This window comes from Serpentinimonas sp. SSL01, assembly GCF_056323735.1.
In genome coordinates this window covers 1,446,870-1,468,564 of sequence record NZ_CM150487.1, presented here as the reverse complement: position 1 = coordinate 1,468,564, position 21,695 = coordinate 1,446,870, and the positions used below count along the sequence as shown (strand labels likewise).

General features: G+C 67.0%; 18 protein-coding genes. 8 read left to right on the top strand and 10 right to left on the bottom strand.

The genetic code is table 11. The features are described from left to right. The 6 genes from ACVMK0_RS06915 to ACVMK0_RS06890 are packed head-to-tail and all read left to right on the top strand — an operon-like array spanning position 1 to position 7,281. Positions 1–1,038 (top strand): microcin C ABC transporter permease YejB, encoded by a 1,038-nt coding sequence (locus tag ACVMK0_RS06915; RefSeq protein WP_476463360.1) that lies wholly within the window; start codon positions 1–3, stop codon positions 1,036–1,038. Then, positions 1,022–2,092, top strand: a complete 1,071-nt coding sequence (locus tag ACVMK0_RS06910) for an ABC transporter permease (protein WP_476463359.1) — start codon at positions 1,022–1,024, stop codon at positions 2,090–2,092. Before ACVMK0_RS06915 ends, ACVMK0_RS06910 begins: the two co-directional genes overlap by 17 nt. Further along, positions 2,089–3,741, top strand: coding sequence for an ABC transporter ATP-binding protein (locus ACVMK0_RS06905; protein ID WP_476463358.1), 1,653 nt, complete (start codon positions 2,089–2,091; stop codon positions 3,739–3,741). The genes ACVMK0_RS06910 and ACVMK0_RS06905 overlap by 4 nt, the downstream gene beginning before the upstream one ends. 48 nt (positions 3,742–3,789) lie before the next feature. Next, positions 3,790–4,578 carry a DUF2189 domain-containing protein gene (locus tag ACVMK0_RS06900; RefSeq protein ID WP_476463357.1) on the top strand — a complete coding sequence of 263 codons (789 nt, stop codon included), beginning with the start codon at positions 3,790–3,792 and terminating at the stop codon, positions 4,576–4,578. Between the two features lies 1 nt (position 4,579). Then, entirely contained in the window at positions 4,580–4,798 is a 219-nt protein-coding gene (locus ACVMK0_RS06895) for a DUF2788 domain-containing protein (RefSeq protein ID WP_045535895.1), read from the top strand. A 35-nt stretch (positions 4,799–4,833) separates the two neighbouring features. Continuing rightward, the gene (locus tag ACVMK0_RS06890) at positions 4,834–7,281 is read left to right on the top strand and encodes a GspE/PulE family protein (protein WP_476463356.1); all 2,448 of its coding nucleotides are present in this window, start codon (positions 4,834–4,836) and stop codon (positions 7,279–7,281) included. Between the two features lie 26 nt (positions 7,282–7,307). Here the strand turns inward: ACVMK0_RS06890 and ACVMK0_RS06885 are convergent, their stop codons facing one another. Genes ACVMK0_RS06885 through ACVMK0_RS06875 form a run of 3 tightly spaced genes read right to left on the bottom strand, consistent with a single transcriptional unit; the run spans position 7,308 to position 10,502 of the window. Continuing rightward, the gene (locus ACVMK0_RS06885) at positions 7,308–8,579 is read right to left on the bottom strand and encodes an acyl-CoA dehydrogenase family protein (RefSeq protein ID WP_476463355.1); all 1,272 of its coding nucleotides are present in this window, start codon (positions 8,577–8,579) and stop codon (positions 7,308–7,310) included. A gap of 53 nt (positions 8,580–8,632) precedes the next feature. Further along, positions 8,633–9,757, bottom strand: coding sequence for a phosphotransferase (locus ACVMK0_RS06880; protein ID WP_476463354.1), 1,125 nt, complete (start codon positions 9,755–9,757; stop codon positions 8,633–8,635). Positions 9,758–9,782: 25 nt separating this feature from the next. Continuing rightward, positions 9,783–10,502 carry a Crp/Fnr family transcriptional regulator gene (locus ACVMK0_RS06875; RefSeq protein ID WP_250960190.1) on the bottom strand — a complete coding sequence of 240 codons (720 nt, stop codon included), beginning with the start codon at positions 10,500–10,502 and terminating at the stop codon, positions 9,783–9,785. A 173-nt stretch (positions 10,503–10,675) separates the two neighbouring features. Here ACVMK0_RS06875 and ACVMK0_RS06870 point away from each other — a divergent pair, with 173 nt between their 5' ends. Beyond that, the gene (locus ACVMK0_RS06870) at positions 10,676–12,679 is read left to right on the top strand and encodes a hypothetical protein (protein ID WP_476463353.1); all 2,004 of its coding nucleotides are present in this window, start codon (positions 10,676–10,678) and stop codon (positions 12,677–12,679) included. Here ACVMK0_RS06870 and ACVMK0_RS06865 read toward each other — a convergent pair. After that, entirely contained in the window at positions 12,670–13,677 is a 1,008-nt protein-coding gene (locus ACVMK0_RS06865; RefSeq protein WP_250960191.1) for a D-2-hydroxyacid dehydrogenase family protein, read from the bottom strand. The two genes, ACVMK0_RS06870 and ACVMK0_RS06865, sit on opposite strands and share 10 nt — an antisense overlap. A gap of 103 nt (positions 13,678–13,780) precedes the next feature. Here ACVMK0_RS06865 and ACVMK0_RS06860 point away from each other — a divergent pair, with 103 nt between their 5' ends. Continuing rightward, positions 13,781–15,010 (top strand): MFS transporter, encoded by a 1,230-nt coding sequence (locus ACVMK0_RS06860; RefSeq protein WP_250960192.1) that lies wholly within the window; start codon positions 13,781–13,783, stop codon positions 15,008–15,010. Here the strand turns inward: ACVMK0_RS06860 and miaA are convergent. The 6 genes from miaA to ACVMK0_RS06830 all read right to left on the bottom strand — a co-directional run bounded on the left by miaA (position 15,007) and on the right by ACVMK0_RS06830 (position 21,577). Continuing rightward, positions 15,007–16,047 (bottom strand): tRNA (adenosine(37)-N6)-dimethylallyltransferase MiaA, encoded by a 1,041-nt coding sequence (miaA, locus tag ACVMK0_RS06855; RefSeq protein ID WP_476463352.1) that lies wholly within the window; start codon positions 16,045–16,047, stop codon positions 15,007–15,009. The two genes, ACVMK0_RS06860 and miaA, sit on opposite strands and share 4 nt — an antisense overlap. Continuing rightward, on the bottom strand, positions 16,044–17,273 hold the full coding sequence (locus ACVMK0_RS06850; protein WP_476463351.1) for a multidrug effflux MFS transporter: 1,230 nt from the start codon (positions 17,271–17,273) through the stop codon (positions 16,044–16,046). Before ACVMK0_RS06850 ends, miaA begins: the two co-directional genes overlap by 4 nt. A 29-nt stretch (positions 17,274–17,302) precedes the next feature. Beyond that, the gene (gdhA, locus tag ACVMK0_RS06845; RefSeq protein ID WP_476463350.1) at positions 17,303–18,646 is read right to left on the bottom strand and encodes an NADP-specific glutamate dehydrogenase; all 1,344 of its coding nucleotides are present in this window, start codon (positions 18,644–18,646) and stop codon (positions 17,303–17,305) included. 160 nt (positions 18,647–18,806) lie between these two features. Next, positions 18,807–21,023, bottom strand: a complete 2,217-nt coding sequence (mutL, locus tag ACVMK0_RS06840) for a DNA mismatch repair endonuclease MutL (RefSeq protein ID WP_476463349.1) — start codon at positions 21,021–21,023, stop codon at positions 18,807–18,809. Between the two features lie 22 nt (positions 21,024–21,045). Beyond that, on the bottom strand, positions 21,046–21,339 hold the full coding sequence (locus ACVMK0_RS06835) for a type II toxin-antitoxin system RelE/ParE family toxin (RefSeq protein WP_250960197.1): 294 nt from the start codon (positions 21,337–21,339) through the stop codon (positions 21,046–21,048). Next, a complete protein-coding gene (locus ACVMK0_RS06830; RefSeq protein WP_045535885.1) occupies positions 21,332–21,577 on the bottom strand; it encodes a type II toxin-antitoxin system ParD family antitoxin in 246 nt (81 codons plus the stop codon). The genes ACVMK0_RS06835 and ACVMK0_RS06830 overlap by 8 nt, the downstream gene beginning before the upstream one ends. Positions 21,578–21,695: the final 118 nt, after the last annotated feature.

The window sequence follows — 21,695 nt, the reverse complement described above, 5'->3', positions numbered from 1 at the left end:
ATGTGGAGCTACGTCCTCAAGCGCCTGCTGCTCATGATCCCGACCCTGTTCGGGATTTTGCTGCTCACCTTCATCGTCATCCAGTTCGTCCCTGGCGGGCCGGTGGAGCAGATGGTGGCGCAGTTGCAGGGGCGCGATGTCGGGGGCGAGGGCGCGGCGGCCGGGGCGGCAGCCGGCATCCACGGCCGCCAAGGGCTGGATGCGGCCCAGATCGAGCAGATCCGGCAGCTCTACGGTTTCGATCTGCCCGCGCACGAGCGTTTTTTGCAGATGGTGGGGCAGTTTTTGCGCTTCGACCTCGGGCAGAGCTTCTTTCACCACCGCTCGGTCTGGGAGCTGATCGTCGAGCGCCTGCCGGTTTCGATCAGCCTCGGGCTCTGGACCTTCCTCATCAGCTACGCGGTCTCGATCCCGCTGGGCATCGCCAAAGCGGTGCGCGCCGGCAGCCGCTTCGACACCGCCACCAGCGTCATCGTGCTGGTGGGTTTTGCCATCCCCGGCTTCGTGCTCGGCGTGGCGCTGCTGGTGATTTTTGGCGGCCAGTTGCAGTGGTTTCCGCTGCGCGGGCTGGTCTCGAGCAACTGGCACGAGCTCAGCCTGGGGGCGCAGATCGTGGACTACCTGTGGCACATCACGCTGCCGGTCACGGCCAGCGTGGTCGGCGCCTTTGCCATCACCACCATGCTGACCAAAAACGCGCTGCTGGAAGAAATACGCAAGCAATACGTGCTGACTGCGCGCGCCAAGGGCCTGAGCGAGCGCCGGGTGCTGTACAAGCACGTGTTTCGCAACGCCCTGATCCCCATCGTCACCGCCTTCCCGGCGGCCTTTGTCGGTGCCTTTTTTGCCAGCGCGCTGCTGATCGAAACCCTGTTTTCGCTCGAAGGGCTGGGGCTGCTGGGCTTTGAGAGCGTGATCCGGCGCGACTTCCCCGTGGTTATGGGCACGCTGTATCTGTTTGCCCTGATCGCGCTGGTCACGCGCCTGATCAGCGATCTGTGTTACGTCTGGGTCGATCCCCGTGTCCGTTTTGACTGAAGCCCCAGCCTCTGCCACTCCCTTGCCGCCGGCGCTCAGCCCGGGGCGGCTGGCGTGGCGCCGCTTTCGCCGCCATCGGCTCGGTTTTTACAGCCTGATCCTCTTTGGCCTGCTGTTCGTGCTCAGCCTCGGGGCCGAACTGATCGCCAACGACCGGCCCCTGCTGGCGCGCTACGGTGGCCAACTGCACGTGCCGCTGCTGCACAACCCACCCGAGACCGCCTTTGGCGGCGACTTCGAGACCCCGACCGATTTCCACGACCCCTTCATCCAGCGCCAGTTCGAGCAGCCCGGCAACTGGGCCCTGTTCCCCCCCATCCGCTTTCACCACAGCAGCATCAACTACTTCGCGCCCGAGCCGCACCCCTCGGGCCCCAGCGCCAGCAACTGGCTCGGCACCGACGACCGCGGCCGCGACGTGGCCGCACGCTTGCTGTACGGCTTCAGGCTCTCGGTGCTGTTTGCGCTCGCCCTCACGGCGGTGGGCGTGTTGCTGGGTGTGCTCGCTGGTGCCATACAGGGCTACTACGGCGGCCGCGTCGATCTGGTGGGGCAGCGCTTCATCGAGGTCTGGGGCTCGATGCCCGAGCTCTATTTGTTGATCATTTTTTCGGCGCTGTTCGAGCCCGGTTTGCTGTTGCTGCTGGTCTTGCTCAGCCTGTTTGGCTGGATGGGCCTGAGCGACTACGTGCGCGCCGAGTTTTTGCGCAACCGCCAGCTCGACTACGTGCGCGCCGCGCGCGCCATGGGATTGAGCAACTGGCAGATCATGCGCCGCCACATCCTGCCCAACAGCCTCACGCCAGTGGTCACTTTTCTGCCCTTTCGCATGAGCGCGGCCATTTTGGCGCTGACCGCGCTCGACTTTCTGGGCTTGGGCGTGCCGCCCGGCACACCCTCGCTGGGCGAGCTGCTGGCGCAGGGCAAGAACAACCTCGACGCGTGGTGGATCTCGCTGGGCACCTTTGCCGTGCTGGTGCTCACGCTGCTGCTGCTCACCTTCATGGGCGATGCGCTGCGCGACGCGCTCGACCCGCGAAAGGTGCAGCGGTGAGCGCGCCGCTGTTGCAGGTGCGGGGCTTGAGCGTGGCCTTTGCTGGGCTCGAGGTGGTGCACGGCATCGACTTCGAGCTCGCGGCCGGCGAGCGGCTGGCGCTGGTGGGCGAATCGGGCTCGGGCAAGACGGTCTCGGCCCTGAGCCTGCTGCGCCTGCTTCCCGAGGCCGAAGTGGGCGGCAGCGCGTTGCTGCAAGGGCGCGACCTGCTGCGTTTGAGCGAGCGCGAGCTGCGCGGCGTGCGCGGCGACGAGGTGGCGTGCATCTTTCAAGAGCCCATGACGGCGCTCAATCCGCTCTACACCGTGGGCAACCAGATCGGCGAAATCCTCACCCTCAAAAAAGGCCTGAGCGCACGCCAGGCCGAAGCGCGCATCGTCGAGCTGCTGGCCGCCACCGGCATGCCCGAGCCAGAGCGGCGCGCCCGCGCCTACCCGCACCAGCTCAGCGGCGGCCAGCGCCAGCGCGCCATGATCGCCATGGCGCTGGCCAGCGAGCCGCGGCTGCTGATCGCCGACGAACCCACCACCGCGCTCGACGCCAGCTTGCGCACCCAGATGCTCGAGCTGCTGGGCACGCTGCAGCAGCGCTTAGGCATGGCGCTGCTGCTGATCACCCACGACCTGCACCTGGTGCGCCAGTTTGCCGACCGCGTGCTGGTGCTCGAGCGCGGGCACCTGGTGGAGCAGGGCCCGGTGGCGCAGGTGTTCGAGCAGGCGCAGCACCCCTACACGCGCAAGCTCTTGGGCAGCCGCCCCAAGCGCAGCTTTGGCCCGCAACCGCCGCCCGGGCCGCCGCAGGTGCTGCGGGCGCGCCAGCTGGCCGTGGCCTACGAGGTGCTGCGCCCGGGCTTGGCGGGCTGGTTCAAGCGCGGGCGCTTCGAGGCCGTGCGCGGCGTCGAGTTCGAGCTGCCCCCCGGGCGCACGCTGGGCGTGGTGGGCGAATCGGGCTCGGGCAAATCGACGCTGGCGCTGGCCGCCCTCGGTCTGCTGCGCCACCAGGGCGAGTTGCAGATCATGGGCGAAGCGTGGGGCGAACCCGGCATGGGCCCGGCGCGCGCCAACACCCCGCGCCTGCGCCGCTTGCGTCGCCAGGTGCAGGTGGTGTTTCAAGACCCGTTTTCCAGCCTGTCGCCGCGCATGAACATCGAGCAGATCGTGGGCGAGGGCCTGCTCGTGCACGAACCGCACCTGAGCGTGCCGCAGCGGCGCGAGCGCGTGTTGCAGGCGCTGCGCGAAGTCGGGCTGCTGCCCGAAGCTGGGCCGCAAGCCGAGCTGCTGCGCTGGTTGCAGCGCTACCCGCACGAGTTTTCGGGTGGCCAGCGCCAGCGCATCGCCATCGCGCGCGCCCTGATCGTGCAGCCGCGCTTGCTGGTGCTCGACGAGCCCACGTCGGCACTCGATGTCACGGTGCAGCAGCAGGTGCTGGAGCTGCTGCTGCGGCTGCAGCGCGAGCACAACTTAAGCTACCTGCTCATCACGCACGACCTGGACGTGATCTGGGCCCTGGCGCACCAGGTGCTGGTGCTGCAGGGCGGGGCGGTGGTCGAGCAAGGCAGCGCCGAGCAGGTGTTACAGTTGCCCCAGCACCCCTACACGCAGAGTTTGGTGCAGGCTTGTGCGCCCCTGTGCCCACGCACCGGGCCGTAGCCGTGCCATCCCCGTTGTCATGCCCCATGCCGTTTTGCTGTTGCCGACATGAACGAAGCCCACGCCCCGCCCGCCGCCACCATCACCCTCACCTCGCCCCTGCGCTGGCTCGCGCTGGGCTGGCAGGATTTGCGCGCCAACCCGGTGCCCGGATTGCTCCACGGTTTGGCAGCAGCCCTGTTTGGCTCCAGCCTGTTGTGGCTTGCGCAAGGCCATTTCTGGTGGAAAGCGGGGGCGTTTTCGGGTCTGGTGCTGGTGGCGCCGGTGGTCTTGGTGGGCCTGTTGCTGGTCAGCCGCGAGGCACAGCTGGGCCGGCGGGTCGGCATGCAAGCCGTGTTGGCGCTGTGGCGTGCGGCCGATCCCCGCCAAGTGTTGTTTGGAATTTTGCTGGCATTGGCTGGCACGGCCTGGGTCTTGCTCTCGGCTGGGTTTCTGGCTTTTTGGGCACCACAGCCCATCGGCACTTGGCAAGATTTTCTGGTGCACGTGGTGCTGGGCCCCAGCGAGTGGTTGTTTGTGGGCTGGCTCATGCTCGGTGCCTTGCTGGCGGCTCCGGTCTTTGCTTCCAGCGTGATGAGCTTTCCTTTGCTGCTCGACACTGAGCAGCCGTTGCCGGTGGCGGTGGCCCACAGCTGGCGCGTGGTGGCGCAATACCCGGTGGTGATGGCGTTGTGGGCGCTGCTGATTGCTGCCATCGTGGGTGTGGGGTTGTTGACGTGGATGCTGGGTTTGATCGTGCTGTTGCCGTGGCTTGGTCACGCCAGTTGGCACGCTTATGTGCAGTTGAAGCGGGTGGGGGCCTTCGGTCTGCCGGGTTCTTGGGGAGGGGTGCAGTAACATGCCTGGGACCGTATTCGGCTTTACCGAAGACCAGATCGCCAGCTTTGGCCTGACCATCGGCCTAGGCGGCTTCATCCTCTTCATGCTGTTCATCGTCTTTAACTTGGCGCGCGAATCAAAGGCGGGCAAGTTTGGCACCTTCATTTTGCTGCTGGTGTTGTCGTTTGGGATGGTGGGTTTTTTGGCCAAAAGCGTGATCAAATGGTTCGTTGAGTAGCCCCTTAATTTGGCACCTGAGCCTGAACTGTCCACATGAGCCGAACTCATTTCGAATTGCCCGACCTGCTGCAGGATGAAGCCCTAGAAATCGGGCAAACCGGTCTGATTTGCAGCGCCGACGGCTGGGGCGAGCAAACGGTCACGGGCCTGTTGCTCGACTTCGATGAAGCTGCGCGCATCATCAAAATCCGGCCCACTGCACAGCCGCGCAGCCTGAGTTTGAGGTTCAACCAAGTCAAGCGCTTGAAGATCGACCCCCGTCCGGGGAGTGTGGCGCAGCAAAGCCACGCCGATGCGCACAGTCTGGATCTGCTGCACGCCACCCATTCTTTTCTGGTTTCCTTGCGTGACGGCGCGCTGTATTCGGGCATTTGCCTGGGCTACAGGAAAACCGAGCAGGGCTTGTGGATTTTCCCCAAATCCGCGCTGGATGGCGAGCCGCAGCGTGTATTCATACCCAAAAGCGGCATTTTGCGCTTCGAGTTGCGCACGGGGCAAGAGAGCCAGATCGCCGACACCGATTTTGCCCAGACCGTGCTGCACGAATGGGCGCATACGCAGCCGCTGGCACCGGTGGCCGGCGAGGCGCCCGCAGTGGTGGAAACCTTGGCCGATTTGCAACGCGCCTTGCAACGGCAAGCCAGGTTGCAGCCAGTGCCCATCGGCGAGGCCCTGGTGGGGTTGGGCAAGATCACGCCTGAGCAGCTGGCGCAAGTGCTGGAGTGGCAGCAGTCCGACCAAAGCCGGCAACCGCTGGGGCAGCTGTTGCTTGATAAAGGCCTGGTGTCTGCAGCCGACCTGCAAACCGCCTTTGCCCGCAAAATGGGCTACCCCTTTGTCAATTTATACAAATTTCCGATCGATGCCAGCGCTTTGCGTCGCATTCCGTTGGCATTGGCGCAGCGCCTGCAGGTGCTGCCCCTTGTGGAGCAGGGCGGGGCGCTGGTGGTGGCGATGCTCGACCCGCTGCAGTTTCGGGTCATCGATGATCTGGAGTTCACAACCCAGCGCAAAATTTTGCCGGTGGTGAGCGTCAGCGCCGAAATCGGCGCTTGCATTCAAAAAGCCTACCGCGAGGTGGGTTTGAGCGAACTGTCCAACGCCACGGCGCACCCTTCTGGCGGCGCCGCCAGCGCCCGCACCGGCCCGACCCAAGGGCCACAGGATGCGGTGCAGTTGGCGGTTGAACTGGTCGGCGGAGCCAAAGACGATTTCGAAGAAAAGCCGATCGAGCAATCCGACAACACCCTGGTGCGGCTGATCAACTCCATGATCGCCGAAGCGCACCAGCAAGGGGCCTCCGACATCCACATCGAGCCCTATCCTGGGCGCCAAAAGCTGCAGATCCGCTTTCGCATCGACGGCCAGATGCGCAACTACCTCGAGCTGCCGGCCAACTACCGCAACGCCTTGGTGGCGCGCATCAAGATCATGTGCGACCTCGACATTTCCGAGCGCTGCAAGCCGCAGGATGGAAAAATCAACTTTGCCAAGTTCGGTGGCTTGCCGATCGAGTTGCGGGTGACCACCGTACCCACTGCGGGTGGGCTCGAAGACGTGGTGTTGCGGTTGCTGTCCTCAACAAAGCCATTGGCGCTCGAGCAGTTGCAGCTCAACGCCCGCAATTTGCAGCGTTTCGAGGCCTTGGTCGAGCGCCCCTACGGCTTGTTTTTGTGCGTCGGCCCGACCGGCTCCGGCAAGACCACCACTTTGCATTCGGCGTTGCAGCGCATCAACACCCCGAACCGCAAAATCTGGACCGCCGAAGACCCGGTCGAAATCACCCAGCGTGGCTTGCGCCAGATACAGGTCAACGCCAAAATCGGCTGGACCTTTGCCGCGGCCTTGCGCACCCTGTTGCGTGCCGACCCCGATGTGATCATGGTGGGAGAAATCCGCGACCAAGAAACGGCTGAAATCGCCATCGAGGCGTCGTTGACCGGGCACTTGGTGTTTTCGACCCTGCACACCAATTCGGCCGCCGAAACGGTGGTGCGCCTGATCGATCTGGGGGTCGATCCGTTTTCTTTTGCCGATTCGCTGCAAGGGGTGTTAGCGCAGCGCTTGGTGCGGCGCTTTTGCAAGCATTGTGCGGTGGAGCAGCCGCTTGAGAGTGCCCAAATCGATGAGCTGCTGCGCGACTACCAGGCCCTGCTGCCACCCGCCCACCCCTTGCGCCAAGGCCAAGCCCTGCTCGACGAATGGATGCAGGCTTACGCCAAAGACGGGCGTCTGCACGTGCGCACGGCCCCTGGTTGCGAGCAATGCGGTCACACGGGCTACGCGGGCCGCTTGGCCCTGCACGAGCTGTTGTGCGGCAGCCCGGACATGCGCCGCCTGATTCAAACCCGCGCTCGACCGACCGAGATTCAACACCTGGCGCTCGATGAGGGCATGCGCACCTTGCGCCAAGATGGCATAGAAAAGCTCCTGCAGGGCCTGACCAGCCTAGCCGAGGTGCGTTCCAACACCGTGGGCTAAGAGGCTGGGAGGCAGTTGGGCCTTTTTCAGCAGCCGCGCGTCACCGGGGGTTCGAGTTCGGTGGCTGCGGCTGACACCTGCAGCTGGTGGCGCGCCAGTTCCAGCTTGGCGATCGCCATGCGGTGCACCTCGTCGGGGCCGTCGGCCAGGCGCAGGGTGCGCTGGTTGGCGTAGCTTTGTGCCAGCACGAAGTCTTGCGACACCCCGGCGCCGCCGTGCGCTTGGATCGCCCAATCCAGCACCTTGCAGGCGACGTTGGGGGCCACGACCTTGATCATGGCGATTTCGGCCTTGGCGACCTTGTTGCCCACCGTGTCCATCATGTAGGCGGCCTTGAGGGTGAGCAGCCGCGCCTGCTCGATCAGGCAGCGCGATTCGGCGATGCGCTCGTGCCAGACCCCCTGCGCCGCCAGCGGCTTGCCAAAGGCCACGCGCCGCGTCAGGCGCTGGCACATCAGCTCCAGCGCGCGCTCGGCGGCGCCGATGGAACGCATGCAGTGGTGGATGCGGCCCGGCCCGAGGCGGCCTTGGGCGATCTCGAAACCGCGCCCAGGGCCGAGCAGGATGTGGTTGGCGGGCACGCGCACCTGCTTGAGCTGCACCTCCATGTGGCCGTGTGGGGCATCGTCGTAACCAAAAACCGTCAGGGCGCGCTCGATTTGCACGCCGGGTGCATCGGCCGGCACCACGACCATCGACTGCTGGGCGTGCCGGGGCGCTTGCGGGTCGGTTTTGCCCATCAGGATAAAGACGGCGCAGCGCGGGTCACCGGCACCGGAGGACCACCATTTGCGCCCGTCGATGACCAGCTCGTCGCCGTCGCGCTCGATGCGGCATTGGATGTTGGTGGCGTCGGACGAGGCGACTTCGGGTTCGGTCATCAGGAAGGCCGAACGGATTTCACCGCGCAACAAGGGGTTGAGCCAGCGGTCTTTGAGCGCCTCGCTGGCGTAGCGCTCCAGCGTTTCCATGTTGCCGGTGTCGGGGGCCGAGCAGTTGAACACCTCGGGGGCAAAGCTGACACGGCCCATGATCTCGCACAGCGGGGCGTACTCGAGGTTGCTCAAGCCCTCGGGGGCGCGCGGGGAATTGGGTAAAAACAGGTTCCACAGACCGGCGGCGCGGGCCAGTGGCTTGAGCTGCTCGACCAGCTCGGTCGGGCGCCAGGGGTTGCCGCGGGCGCGGTTGGCGGCCACCTCTGCCATGAAGCGCGCTTCGTTGGGGTAAATGTGGGCGTCCATGAAGGCTTGCAGGCGCGCTTGCAGGTCTTTGACCTTGGGGCTGTAATCGAAGTGCATAAAGGCTCCTCTGGGTGGGCGTGGGCGGGGTTTTGGGTGGCAGGGCGAGGGGCTCAGGCAGCGCGCTGGGCAAAGGACCAAGCCAGCTCGGCCAGCGGCCGCGCCCCGGCCCCGGACTGGCGCGCTTGGGCGCTGGACGCGGTGCCGGCCTCGACCCGTTTGGCGATCCCCTGCAGAATCGCCGCCAGCCTGAACAGGTTGTAGGCCAGAAAGAAGTTCCAGTCTTGTTGCAGCGCCTCGGGGTCGTAAAAACCCGTGCTGGCGCAGTAGCGCTCGATGTACTCGCGCTCGCTGGGTATCCCCAGGGCTTGCAAGTCGAGCCCGGCGATGCCGCGAAACTGCCCCGGCTCGATGTGCCAGGCCATGCAGTGGTAGCTGAAGTCGGCCAGCGGGTGCCCGAGGGTGGAAAGCTCCCAGTCGAGCACCGCCAGCACTTGGGCCTGCTCGGGGTGGAATACCAGGTTGTCGAGCCGGAAGTCGCCATGCACCACGCACACGCGGCTGTCGTCGCGCGCCAGCGCCGGGATGTGGCGGGGCAGCCAGTCGATCAGGCGCTCCATCGCGGGGATGGGCTGCGTGACCGAAGCCTGATACTGCTTGCTCCAGCGCGCGATCTGGCGCTCGAAGTAGTTACCGGGTTTGCCGTAGTCGGCCAAGCCCACGGCCTGCACATCGACCCGGTGCAGCGCTGCCAGCACGCGGTTCATTTCTAGGTAGTGGGCGCGCCGCTGCGCCGCGCTCAGACCGGGCAGGGCTTGCTCCCAGAGGATGCGGCCGGGCACGTATTCCATCAGGTAAAAGGCGCGCCCGATCACCGCTTCGTCGGCGCACAGCAGCTCCATGCGCGGCACCGGCACTGCCGTGTCGGCCAGCGCGCGCATGAGGCGGAATTCGCGCTCGATGGCGTGCGCCGAAGGCAGCAGCTTGGCCGCCGGGCCCGGTTTGCTGCGCAGCACCCAGTCACGCTGCGGCGTGCGCAGGCGGTAGGTGGGGTTGGACTGGCCGCCGGGAAATTTCTCGATCTGCAAAGGGCCGGAAAAACCGGGCAGATGCGCACGCAGCCACGGCTCCAGCGCGCTTGCCTCGAAAGGCAGCTCGGCCGCCGGAGCGCTGGGGGCCAGGTCTGGGGTTGCCAAGGGGGCTGGAGCGGCCGGGTCGGGGGAGGAGGGGGCGATCATGGCCGCTGGGTGCATGCAAAAGGTTTTAGTGTTCGGCGGCGGCGATGCGCAGCAGCGCGCTGCGGTCGCACACCACCAAGCCGCCGGGTTCGATGCGGATGGCTTGCTCGCGCTCCATCGCTTTGAGCTCTTGGTTGACGCGCTGGCGCGAAGCGCCCAGCATCTGCGCCAGTTCTTCTTGTGCCAGCTGCAGCCCGATGCGGGTCTCGCTGGCGTTGGCCAGGCAGGGCACGCCGTAGCTGCGCGACAGGTGCAGCAGCTGCTTGGCCAACCGGGCGCGCAAGGGCAGGGTGTTGAGGTCTTCCACCAGCCCGAACAGGTTGCGGATGCGCCGCGCCTGCAGGCGCAGCAGGGCTTCGTAGAGCTCGATGTGCTGGGCCAGGATTTTTTGGAAATCCTTGCGCGCCACGCACAGCAACGAGGTGGGCCCGTGGGCGTAGGCGTCGTGGGTGCGGCGCTCGCCGTCGAACATCGCAATCTCGCCAAACCAGACCCCGGGTTCGACGTAGGTGAGCGTGACCTGCTTGCCCGCCAGCGAGGTGGAGCTCACGCGCACGGCGCCCTTGCTCACCGCCGACCATTCGGTGGGCGGGTCGCCGCGGGCGGCGATCAGGTCGCCGTCCTGGAAGCGTCTGACAAAAGCGCATCGGAGGATGTCGTGCCGCAGTGAGGGTGAAAGGGTGTTGAACCAGCGACCGCTGTTGATCGCTTCGCGTTCCTGCATTGTCAGAATGGGGTCGTCCATGGGCTGTCTTGTGGGTGACTGGGGGCGGTGCGAGGTGTCACCGGGGTGACCGCGCAGGCTGGAGTACGAAATGTTTGCACGCATCGAGCGGCATGGAATTGGGGGCGGGGGTTCCATGTGCCAAAATGAGACCCAGTGAGCAAAACAAGCACGATCAAAACAAGGATTGGCAGATGATGAAGTTGGCGCTGGGCAGCGCGCTTTTGGTGGCGGTTACGCAAACGCTGGCGACAGGCTTGGGGCCGACCCAAGGCGATGTCATTATCGGTCGTCCCTTCGATATTCTGGTGCAAACCCGAACCGAGCCCGGTCAGGGTTTGGCCGACTTGTGCCTGCAGGTGCGGTTGCAGTATGGCGAATCGCAAGTACCGGGCGTGTCGCTGAGCACCAGCTTGCAAAGCACAGGGGCTGGCGGTGAGGCCCTGCTGCGGGTGCGCAGCACCGAACCCATCAACGAACCGATCGTGACCTTGGGCTTGCAGGTGGGCTGCCAAACGGTGTTCAGGCGCACGTACACGCTGCTGGCTGATTGGGTGCCGGTGCAGGCTGTTGCGGCAGCCGACCCAGCCGCTGCCGCCTTGGCTGCTCCGGCGCTTGTGCCCAGGCCCGTGGCCAACGGTGCGGCAGCCACGCCTGCCGCTGCAGACGTGGTGCCGGCAGCGCCACCCCCAGAGCAAAGCCCGATACGCTTGAGCGCACCCGCACCGCGCCCTGCTGGGCTAGAGCGCCTGCGCAGCAAAGCGCCGCCCCGCATGGCCCAAGTGCCTGCCGCCGCGCCGGTTGCGATCGCCACACCCGCCGCCCCGCTGGCCCCGCCCCCAACGGTGGCCGCTGGCGCGCGCTTGCAACTCGACCCGATCCCGATGCCTGCTCAGGCGTCACCGGTGGCGGCGGTTGCGCCCGAGGGCGCTGTCGCTGTCGCTGGCGCGCTGCCCGATGCCCCCTTGGCCGAGGTGGGTGCAGCCCAAAACGTGCTGGCCGCCCCAGAGCAGGAGTTGCTGGCGCTGCGTGCCGAGCAGGAACAACTGCGCTTGGCTCTGCAAAGCACCCAAGCTCAGTTGTTGCAAATGCAAACCCAGGCCCAAGCCGGTATGCCCGCGGCGTGGCTGTACGGCTTGGGCGCCTTGCTGTTGTTGTTGCTCGGCGGGGCCTTGTATGCCCATCGATCGGGTCGGTTGCTGCTTTCACGCCCGGCCGCAGCCACGCCGGCACCGTGGTGGGAAACCACTTTGCCCGATCAGGCCATGCAAACCAAACCGGGCTTTGAGCCGTCGCAGCCCTTGATTGGGCCAGCGGGCGCGTCTGCGCCAGCTGCCGTGCCTGTGTCTGCTGGCCTAGGCAGCGACGCCGAGGCAACGAACCAAGCTGCCCGCGCTGAAGAGTCCACAGTGCAGCCAATGGGTGGCCCACCTGCGGTGTCTGGGCCGGCGCTCGCACCCACTACTCAGGCTCCTGCTGCGCTGCCTTTGGATTGGCTTGATGTCGATGCGGTAGCTGGGCTTGATGTGGTCGAGGGCCGTGCTTCGATGTTTGTCGAGGTGCCTGTGGCGGTGCTCGATCTGCGAGCCTTGATCGAGGTCTGGCAACAGGCCGAGTTTTTCGAATCGATCGCACAGGGCACCCAGGCCATGGAGGTGCTCAAGGCCTTTGTGGCTGGGCACGCACGGGCCAGCGAGGCCCCCTACTTGCGCTGGCTGGCTCTGGCTGCACAAACCGGCAATGCATCCGAACTGGCCGAGGCCACCCGTTTTTACGAGAATCACTTTCAGCGCATTGCACCCAGCACCGAAGCCATCTTGGCGCAGCGCGGGCTCGAGCACAATGTGGCGCTGCTGCAAACTCTGCAGGCGCAGTGGCCGCAGACCGGCGCAGCGGCGGTCATCGAGCGCGCCTTGGCCTCTCAACCCGGTGAGCCTGGTAGCGTGCTGACCGTGCGCACGCTGGTGGCTTTCGACGATTTGCTCGTCTTGACCGATGTGCTGGATGCCTTGTTAAACCCGCCCATCCCCATGCTCGATTTGGGTTTGGCCCCCGAGCCGGAACCCACGCCCCACCAACCCCCGACACCAGCTTCCAAGCCCGACCCGATGTCGATCGATTTCGACCTTGGTCAGTTGGATTGGGGTGACGGCAAAGCCGCTGCCAAACCCGATCTGGACCCAAGCGCTCAGCGCTGATAGTGCAGCGACCCGGGGTTGACGATGTGGGTCGGGGTGCCTTTGATGTAGTTGAGAATGTTGTCGAACGCGGCCGAAAAATACTGCTCGTAGCTGTTTTGCTCGACAAAGCCGATGTGCGGCGTGCAGATGCAGTTTTCCAGTCGCAGCAGGGCATGCCCCTGCAAGATCGGCTCGGACTCGAACACATCCACCGCCGCCATGCCGGGCCGGCCGCGGTTGAGTGCGGCCACCAGCGCATCGGGCTGGATCAGTTCGGCGCGCGAGGTGTTGACCAGTAGGGCCGTGGGCTTCATCAGGCTCAAATCCTCAAAGCTCAGGCAGCCCTGGGTGCTGGCCCCAAGGCGCAGGTGCAGGCTGAGCACATCCGACTGCGCCAGCAGCTCGGCTTTGGACGCGGCGGCCTCGTAGCCGTCGGCGCTGGCCTGCGCGCGCGCGGCTTCGCTGCCCCAGACCAGAACCCGCATCCCAAAGGCGCGGCCGTAGCCAGCCACCATGCGCCCAATGCGGCCGTAGCTCCACACCCCCAGCGTTTTGCCGTGCAGCACCATGCCGATGCCAAAATTGGCCGGCATGGAGGCGGTTTTGAGGCCCGACTGCTGCCAGACCCCGTGCTTGAGGTGCGCCACGTAATGCGGCAGGCGGCGCATGGCGGCCAGAATCAGCGCCCAAGTGAGCTCCGCCGGGGCCACCGGCGAGCCTTTGCCTTCGGCCACCGCCACCCCGTGTTCGGTGCAGGCATCGAGGTCGATGTGCGGCCCCACGGCCCCGGTTTGGGCGATCAGGCGCAGCTTGGGCAGCTTGTCGAGCAGCTGGCGCGTGATCTGGGTGCGCTCGCGGATCAGTACCAGCACCTGGGCGTCGCGCAGCCGCACCGAGAGCTGGCCCACGCCCTTGATGGTGTTGGTGAACACCTTGGCCGGGTAGGGTTCGAGCTTGGCGGCGCAGGGCAGCTTGCGCACGGCGTCTTGGTAGTCGTCGAGGATCACGATGTTCATGGTGGCTATTGTGCCCGGCTGGCGCGGTGGCTGCGGCTGCGGCTGCGGCTGCAATAGTGGCACACGGCGCGCGGTTGGGCATTTGGGCTTAACATGGCCGCCCATGTCCAGCCTACAACTTTCTGCAGCCGCTGCCCCAGCCCTTGCCGTGCCGTGGCGCGCCGACGCGCGCGTGATGGGCTTGGTCGGGCTGGCGCACGGCAGCTCGCATTTTGGCCATCTGCTGCTGCCGCCGCTGTTTCCGCTGCTGATGCTCGAGTTTGGCCTGTCGTTCACCGACGTCGGCCTGCTGATGACGCTGTTTTTTGCCGTCTCCGGGCTCGGGCAGGCGGCCTCGGGCTTTGTGGTCGATCGCGTGGGCGCGCGTCCGGTGCTGTTTGCCTCGCTGCTGCTGTTCATGGGGGCAGCCTTACTGGCCTCGCAGGCCGATGGCTACACGACGCTTCTGCTGGTGGCCGCACTCGCCGGCTTGGGCAACGCATCCTTTCATCCGGTCGATTTTTCTATCCTCAACCAGCGCGTGTCGGCCTCTAGGCTGGGCCATGCCTACAGCGTGCACGGCATCAGCGGCAACCTGGGGTGGGCGCTGGCGCCGGTGTTTTTGGTGGGTTGGTCGATGCTGCTGGACTGGCGCAGCGCCTACCTCGCCGCCGCTGGGTTGTACCTGTTGGTGTTCTTGCTGTTGCTCTGGCAGCGCGAGCACCTGCAATCCGAGGTGCTGCGCCGCCCGGCGGGTGCAGCGGCGGGCAGCGACCTGGCTTTCATGCGCCAGAGCGTGGTCTGGTGGTGTTTTGCCTTCTTTTTGCTCACCACCCTGACGCTGGGTGTGGTGCAAAACTACTCGGCCTCGATCCTGAAGGCGCTGCACGGCGTGAGCCTGCAGGCCGCCACGCTGACGCTGAGCGCCTACATGGTGTGCGGGGCGCTGGGCATGTTGGCGGGCGGTTTTGTGGCGGCGCAGGCGCGGCGCAGCGATTGGGTGGTGGGCGCTTCGATGGCCGCTGGTGCGCTGCTGCTGCTGCTGGCCGCCACCGGCTGGCTGGGCGGCACGGGCACCATGCTGCTGCTGGCGGCCACGGGTTTTGCGGTCGGTATTGCCGCGCCCAGCCGCGACCTGCTGATCAAGCAGGTCACGCCCAAGGGAGCCACCGGGCGCGTCTATGGCACCGTGTACTCGGGGCTGGACGTGGGCTTTGCCATCGCGCCGCTGATTTTCGGCGTGTTTATGGACCGCGGCTGGTACGCCGCCACCTTGGCCGGTGCGGGGGTGGTGCTGCTGCTGTCGATTGGCGTGGCGCTGGGGGTGGGGCGGCGCAGCCCACTGCGGCGCTAACTGCCCTGCAACGCCGCGCAGGCGGCCTCGAGCAGCCCCGTGCTTTCGCACGCCAGCACCCGGCGCTGCGGCAGGCTGCGCAGCCAGGTGAGCTGGCGCTTGGCCAGTTGGCGCGTGGCGGCTGCACCTTGTTCGGCCAAGGTGGCGAGCTCGGCCGCTGTGAACTGGCTGCGCCCGCTGGCCTCGAGCGCATCCAGCGCCTGCCAGACCTGGCGGTAGCCGACGCTGCGCAGGGCCGGCAGGCCCGGGTGCAGGTCGGGGCGCTGGCGCAGGGCACGCACCTCGTCGATCAGCCCGTGCTCGAGCATGGCGGCAAAGCGCTGCCCGATGCGCTGGTGCAGCCAGGCGCGTTCGAGCGGCTCCAGCGCCAGCAGCAGGCCCGGCTGGCCATTGATGTGCAGCGGCTGCGATCCGGCCGGGTTGGGAGCGCGCTGTGCGCGGGTGTGAAACGACGACAGCGGCCGCCCGCTGGCGCGCCAGACTTCGAGCGCGCGCCCGATGCGCTGCGCGTCGTTGGGGCTCAGCCGCGCCGCCGTGGCGGCATCGACCGCCGCCAGTTGCGCGTGCAGCGCCGGCCAGCCCAGTTGCGCCGCTTGGGCCTCCAGCGCAGCGCGCAGCGCCGGGTGCGCCGCCGGCATGTCGTCGAGGCCCTCGAACAGGGCCTTGAAGTAGAGCAGGGTGCCGCCCACCAGCAGCGGCAGGTGGCCGCGCGCGGCGATCTGCGGCAGCAGGCGCTGCACATCGGCCACGCAGGCGGCGGCGCTGTAGCTCTGGCTCGGGTCGAGGATATCGATCAGGTGGTGCGGCACGGCGGCGCGCTCGGCCGCGCTGGGTTTGGCGCTGCCGATGTCGAGCCCACGATAGACCAGCGCCGAGTCGATGCTGATGATCTCGAGCGGGTACTGGCGCGCCAGCGCCAGCGCCAGCGCCAGCGCCAGCGCGGTCTTGCCGCTGGCGGTGGGGCCGGCGATGGCCAGCCAGGCTGGTGGCGCGCTGCTGGGGCTGGTGGGGCTGGGGCCTGAGGCGCTGGGGTTCATCGCGCTCGCTCGGGCTGGTGTGGGGCCGGTGCCGGGTCGCCAAAGCGCTGCACCAGCGTCCAGGCCACGGCGGCGATCAGCACGCTCCAGAACCACAGCCCGTCGGTGAGCGGGCGCACGCTGGCGCCTTCGGTGCCGGTGGGCATCTGCGCCGCCAGATAGGTGCCCATGGCAAAAGCCACCATCATCATCAAAAAGCCGCTCAGCGCCGAGGCCGTGCCGGCAGCGTGCGGAAACGGCCCCACGGCCCCGCTCTGACCGCAAGGCTGGTGCATGCCGTGCGCCAAGATGAACAAATAGTAAGGCAGCATGATCGCCCAGACGCTGTGCCAGCCCAGCCAGCCCAAGGCGCCGATCAGGCTGCCGCCGCACAGCGACAGGGCACCAGCCACGGCCACGGTGCGGCGCAGCCCCAGGCGCACGATCAGGCGCCGGCACAGCACCGTGCCCGCAATGTACACCGCCGACATTGAAAACATCAGCAAGCCGTATTCGGTTTTGCTCAAGCCCAGCGCGTTGATGAACACGAACGACGAGCTGGCCAAAAACGTGAACAAACCGGCATACGAGGCGCTAAGCAGCAGCGCCCAAGCCCAAAAAGTGGGGTGGCGCAAAATCACGCCCCAGGTGCGCAGCAGCACCGCTGGGCGCAGCGCTTGCGGGTTGGGCTGGCGCAGGCTTTCCTCGAAGCGCCACAACACCAGCGCCAGCACGGCGGCCCCAAACAGGGCCAGCACGCCCAAGGCGGCGCGCCAACCCATCCAGTCCGACAACAAACCGCCCAGCGGCGCGCTGATGCAGGCCAGCACGCCCAAGCCAGTCAGGCCCTTGGACATCATGCGTGCGCCCTCGACCGGGGCGTAGAGGTCGCGCACAATGGCGCGCGCGCCCATCACGGCCGCACCCAGCGCGGCGCCTTGCACGATGCGCCACAGCACCAGCTGCTCGACGTTGGCGGCAAACACGCTGCCCACCGAGGCCAGCGCGTACAGCGCCAAGCCCGCCAGCAAGATCGGGCGCCGGCCATAGCGGTCTGACAGTGGGCCCCAAAACAGTTGCGAGAACCCAAACGCCAGCAGCAGCGCCGACAGCGTGAGCTGCGCCTGGTGCATGGTGGCACCTAGGTCGAGCGTCAGCGCCGGCAGCGCCGGCAGGTACAGGTCGGTGGTGAGCGGCTGCAGCCCCAGCAGCAGCGCCAGCAACAGCACCACCAGCCCAGCGGGCATGGGGGCTGGTGGCGGCTGCCGGGCCGGGGTCAAATCACTCCTTGGGCCAGCATGGCGTCGGCCACCTTGACAAAGCCGGCGACGTTGGCGCCGTCGGTGTAGCTCACCGAGCCGTCGGCGCGCTTGCCGTGGCGCACGCAAGCCTCGTGGATGCCGACCATGATGCCGTGCAGGCGCGCATCGATTTCGTCGCGGTCCCAGTTCAGGCGCATGGCGTTTTGGCTCATCTCGAGGCCCGAGGTGGCCACGCCGCCGGCGTTGCTGGCTTTGCCCGGCGCGTAGAGCACGCGTTCGGCTTCGAGCAGGCGGATGGCGTCCATGGTGGTGGGCATGTTAGCACCCTCGGCCACGCACTTGACGCCGTTTTTCAGCAGGGTGCGCGCGTCGTCGGCGTCGAGCTCGTTTTGGGTGGCGCAGGGCAGGGCGATGTCCACCGGAACCGCCCAGGGCTTGACGCCGGCCTCGAAGCGCGAGCCGGTGCGCTGCGCGTAGTCGCTGACGCGGCCGTAGAGGTGGTTTTTGACCTCCATCAGCTCGGCCAGCTTCTCGGTGTTGAAGCCGTCTTCGTCGATCACGGTGCCGCTGGAGTCGGATACGGTGACCACTTTGGCCCCCAACGCCATGGCTTTTTCGACCGCGTACTGGGCCACGTTGCCCGAGCCAGAGACGCTCACGCGCAGGCCGTCGAAGCTCATGCCCTGGCGCTTGAGCATTTCTTGGGCGAAATAGACCGTGCCGTAGCCGGTGGCCTCGGGGCGGATGAGCGAGCCGCCAAAGCTCAGGCCCTTGCCGGTAAAGACGCAGTCGGCGCGGTTGCTGAGCTTTTTCATCATCCCGGCCATGTAGCCGACTTCGCGCCCGCCCACGCCGATGTCGCCCGCGGGCACGTCGGTGTCAGAGCCGATGTGGCGAAACAACTCACTCATCAGCGCCTGGCAAAAGCGCATCACCTCGCCCGGGCTCTTGCCCTTGGGGTCGAAGTCCGAGCCGCCCTTGCCGCCGCCCATGGGCAGGGTGGTGAGGGCGTTTTTGAAGGTCTGCTCAAAGGCCAGAAACTTGAGGATCGACAGGTTGACCGAGGGGTGAAAGCGCATCCCGCCCTTGTAGGGGCCGATGGCCGAGCTGTGCTGGATGCGGTAGCCGCGGTTGACCTGCACGTCGCCGTGGTCGTTGACCCACGAGACGCGAAACATGAGCACGCGCTCGGGCTCGACCAGCCGATCGAGCAACCCCTGTTCGGCGTACTTGGAGTGTTGCTGGATGAAGGGCCACAGGCTCTCGACGACCTCGGTGACGGCTTGCAAAAACTCGGGCTGACCGGGGTTGCGCTGGCTGACTTGAGCCAGAAAATCGTGCGCGCTGGCGTATTTCATGACGGGATGGTGGTTGTATGGGGGTGGGATGGACTAGAAAAGCGCACCGATTTTGCACCAATTTTGCGCCTAATTTGGCCTCAATTTGCCCCATGGTGGTGCGAGCAGCCCAATTCGGCCTAGATACCGCCCTAGACTGCTTGAGAATGGTGCGCAACCCCTAGCGCCCGCGCAAAAACAGGGCGTCGAGTTCTTTGAGGCTTAGCTGGCGCCAGGTCGGGCGGCCGTGGTTGCACTGGTCGCTGCGCTCGGTGGCTTCCATCTGGCGCAGCAGGGCGTTCATCTCGGGCAGGCTCAGGCGCCGGTTGGCGCGCACGGCGCCGTGGCAGGCCAGGGTGGCGAGCAGATCGTCGCGGGCGCGTTGCAGCAGTTGGGTGCCGCCGTGTTGCTCGAGTTCGGCCAGCACGCCGCGCGCCAGCGCCACAGCGTCGCCTAGTGCCAAGGCAGCGGGCACGGCGCGCACCGCCAGCGTCAGGCGCGACAGAGGCTCGATCTGCAGCCCGAGCCGTTGCAGCGCCTCTTGCTGCACCTCGGCCGTGGCCAGCTCCAGCGCGGTGGCGGCAAAGGTGGCCGGAATCAGCAGCGGCTGGCTGGGCAAGGTGGCGGCGGCGGCGTTCCACTGGCGCTTCAGGCCTTCATAGACGATGCGCTCGTGCGCGGCGTGCATGTCCACCAGCACCAACCCGTGGCGGTTTTGCGCGAGGATGTACACCCCGTGCAACTGGGCCAGCGCGTGGCCTAGGGGCCAGTCGGTGTCGGGGGCGGGCTCGGGTTGCGGCTGGCCTAGATCGGGGGTTGTTGCTCCTGCTCCTGCTCCTTGCGTGGCTTGTGTTGCCTCGGTGCTGCCTTGGGCTGCGCTCTGCGGCCACGACCCGTAGGCCGGTGCGGCGGCGGGTGCCAGAGCGGACGCGGCTGGGCGCGGCCACAGCGCCGCGACATCGCTCACCTGCCGCCCAGCTAGGCCGCTTGTTGCCGCGCGCTCGGGCCACGCTTGGGCGTTGGGCCAATTGCTGGCGCTGGGCCAATTGCTGGCGCTGGGCCACGAGGCCAGCCCCAGCCCGGTTTGCGCCGCCGTCGCCAGGGCGGGTGGCGCGGCGGGGTGCAACGGGGCGCTGGCGTGCGCCGCAGGGGTTGGGGCCAGTTGCGGCGCGCGCGGGGCCGCCAGCACCTGCTCCAGCGCCTGGCGCACCGCCTGGTGCACGGCGCGGCCGTCGCGAAAGCGCACCTCGATCTTGCTCGGGTGCACGTTCACATCGACCCGCGCCGGGTCCAGCTCCAGCAGCAGCACATACACCGGCTGGCGCTGGCCGTGCAGCACGTCCTCGTAGGCGCTGCGCACGGCATGGCCGATCACCTTGTCGCGCACGAAACGGCCGTTGACGTAGCTGTACTGCTGGTCGGCGCGCGCGCGTGCCACCTGCGCCAGCCCGGCGCGGCCCCAGACGCGCAAGCCGCCGCCGCGCCAGTCAAAGGGCAGGCTGTGCGCCAAAAAATCCTCGCCCAGCACGGCCGCCATGCGCGGCGCCAGTGCCTCGGTGCTGCCGGGCAGGGGGGCGCTGGGCTGGGTGGCGCTGGGCAGGGGGGCGCTGGGCAGGGGGGCGCTGGGCTGGGTGGCGCTGGGCTGGGTGGTGCTGGGCTCGATGGTGCCGGGTTGGTAGCCGCTAGGCTCGAGGGCGCCGGGTTGGGTGGCACCGGGTTGCTGGGCATGGTGGGCGCGCCACTGCTCGATCAGCTTGCCCTCGTGCCAGATGGCAAAGCCGACGTCGGGCCGGGCCAGCGCGTGGCGGCGCACCGCCTCGACGCAGTGCGCGAGTTCGGTGGCGTCGCTCTTGAGGAACTTGCGCCGCGCCGGGGTGGCGTAAAACAGCTCGCGCACCTCGACCGTGGTGCCCACGCTGCGCGCCGCCGGCTGCAATTCGCCCGTGCGCCCGTGCAGCAGCCAGCCGTGGGCCTCGGGGGCCTCGGCGCTGCGCGAGCACAGGCTGAGTTCGGCGATCGAGTCGATGGCGGCCAGCGCCTCGCCCCTGAAACCCATGGTGGCCACGGTTTCGAGCTCAGCCAGATCGCGCACCTTGCTGGTGGCGTGGCGCTTGAGCGCCAGCGCGAGCTCGTCGCGCGCGATGCCGCTGCCGTCGTCCTCGACCACGATCAGGCGCACGCCACCGGCTTGCAGCCGCAGCGTGAGCTGGCGCGCCCCGGCGTCGAGCGCGTTGTCGATCAGCTCGCGCAGCACCGAAGCCGGGCGCTCGATCACCTCACCGGCGGCGATCTGGCTGATGAGCGCGTCGGGCAACTCGCGGATCGGCCGCTGCGGCTGGGTGCGGGCGCTGGCAGCGGGCGCTGCGGCGGCGGGGCTGTCGAAGGGGGCGGTGCTCACGCCGGGGATTGTAGGGGCGGGCTTAATTGAAGTGGCGCGGTGCGTCCATGCGGTCGTGCAGCACCCGAACGACGGCGATGCCGTAATCGGTCACACGCAAGTAGATCACGTGCCGCTCAACGAGCCAGCGGCGATGGTCTGGCCGGATGTGCGCGCAACTTGGCGCTTTTTTGGGTGATTCAGCCAGTTCGGCAAAAGCTGCCGTCATGCGCTCAATGTAGCGATGCGCCTGCTCGATTCCCCATTGTCGCGCCGTATAAGTCCAGATCGATTCCAGGTCACGCTCTGCCGCTGGGGTCAGGCGGTACTCAGCCATGGGCGGCCAGCATTCTGTGTTTGAACGCGGCCAGGTTGAAGGGGCGTGGTTCGCCGCTGGCCTCGCCCTCGTCTAGGGCGGCACGCAGCGCTTCGATCTCGGCGCTGCGCTCCTGCTCGCGCCGGATCAGGTCGCGGATGCAATCGCTGTCGTTGGAGTAGTGCCCAGCGTCGATCTGGGCTTTGACCCAGTTGTCTTGCTGATCGGTCAGGGTGATGGTTTTGCGCACAGTGCTCATGGTGGTGCCTCTAAGGGTCGAGTGTAAGCTGCGCCAGAGGGCTGATCAAGTGCAAGTTTTTAGCAATTGCACGCTGCTGTGCACAACTTTGCACTCCTGCGCCGTGTGCACTTAGCTG

Excerpts from the sequence above, each read along its gene's own strand:
- ACVMK0_RS06860 (WP_250960192.1), top strand. The coding sequence starts at position 13,781 with ATGTCCAGCCTACAACTTTCTGCAGCCGCTGCCCCAGCCCTTGCCGTG.
- gdhA (WP_476463350.1), bottom strand. The coding sequence starts at position 18,646 with ATGAAATACGCCAGCGCGCACGATTTTCTGGCTCAAGTCAGCCAGCGC.
- ACVMK0_RS06895 (WP_045535895.1), top strand. The coding sequence starts at position 4,580 with ATGCCTGGGACCGTATTCGGCTTTACCGAAGACCAGATCGCCAGCTTT.
- ACVMK0_RS06870 (WP_476463353.1), top strand. The coding sequence starts at position 10,676 with ATGATGAAGTTGGCGCTGGGCAGCGCGCTTTTGGTGGCGGTTACGCAA.
- ACVMK0_RS06890 (WP_476463356.1), top strand. The coding sequence starts at position 4,834 with ATGAGCCGAACTCATTTCGAATTGCCCGACCTGCTGCAGGATGAAGCC.
- ACVMK0_RS06880 (WP_476463354.1), bottom strand. The coding sequence starts at position 9,757 with ATGATCGCCCCCTCCTCCCCCGACCCGGCCGCTCCAGCCCCCTTGGCA.
- ACVMK0_RS06865 (WP_250960191.1), bottom strand. The coding sequence starts at position 13,677 with ATGAACATCGTGATCCTCGACGACTACCAAGACGCCGTGCGCAAGCTG.
- ACVMK0_RS06885 (WP_476463355.1), bottom strand. The coding sequence starts at position 8,579 with ATGCACTTCGATTACAGCCCCAAGGTCAAAGACCTGCAAGCGCGCCTG.
- ACVMK0_RS06900 (WP_476463357.1), top strand. The coding sequence starts at position 3,790 with ATGAACGAAGCCCACGCCCCGCCCGCCGCCACCATCACCCTCACCTCG.
- ACVMK0_RS06830 (WP_045535885.1), bottom strand. The coding sequence starts at position 21,577 with ATGAGCACTGTGCGCAAAACCATCACCCTGACCGATCAGCAAGACAAC.
- ACVMK0_RS06850 (WP_476463351.1), bottom strand. The coding sequence starts at position 17,273 with ATGCCCGCTGGGCTGGTGGTGCTGTTGCTGGCGCTGCTGCTGGGGCTG.
- ACVMK0_RS06835 (WP_250960197.1), bottom strand. The coding sequence starts at position 21,339 with ATGGCTGAGTACCGCCTGACCCCAGCGGCAGAGCGTGACCTGGAATCG.
- ACVMK0_RS06875 (WP_250960190.1), bottom strand. The coding sequence starts at position 10,502 with ATGGACGACCCCATTCTGACAATGCAGGAACGCGAAGCGATCAACAGC.
- miaA (WP_476463352.1), bottom strand. The coding sequence starts at position 16,047 with ATGAACCCCAGCGCCTCAGGCCCCAGCCCCACCAGCCCCAGCAGCGCG.
- ACVMK0_RS06915 (WP_476463360.1), top strand. The coding sequence starts at position 1 with ATGTGGAGCTACGTCCTCAAGCGCCTGCTGCTCATGATCCCGACCCTG.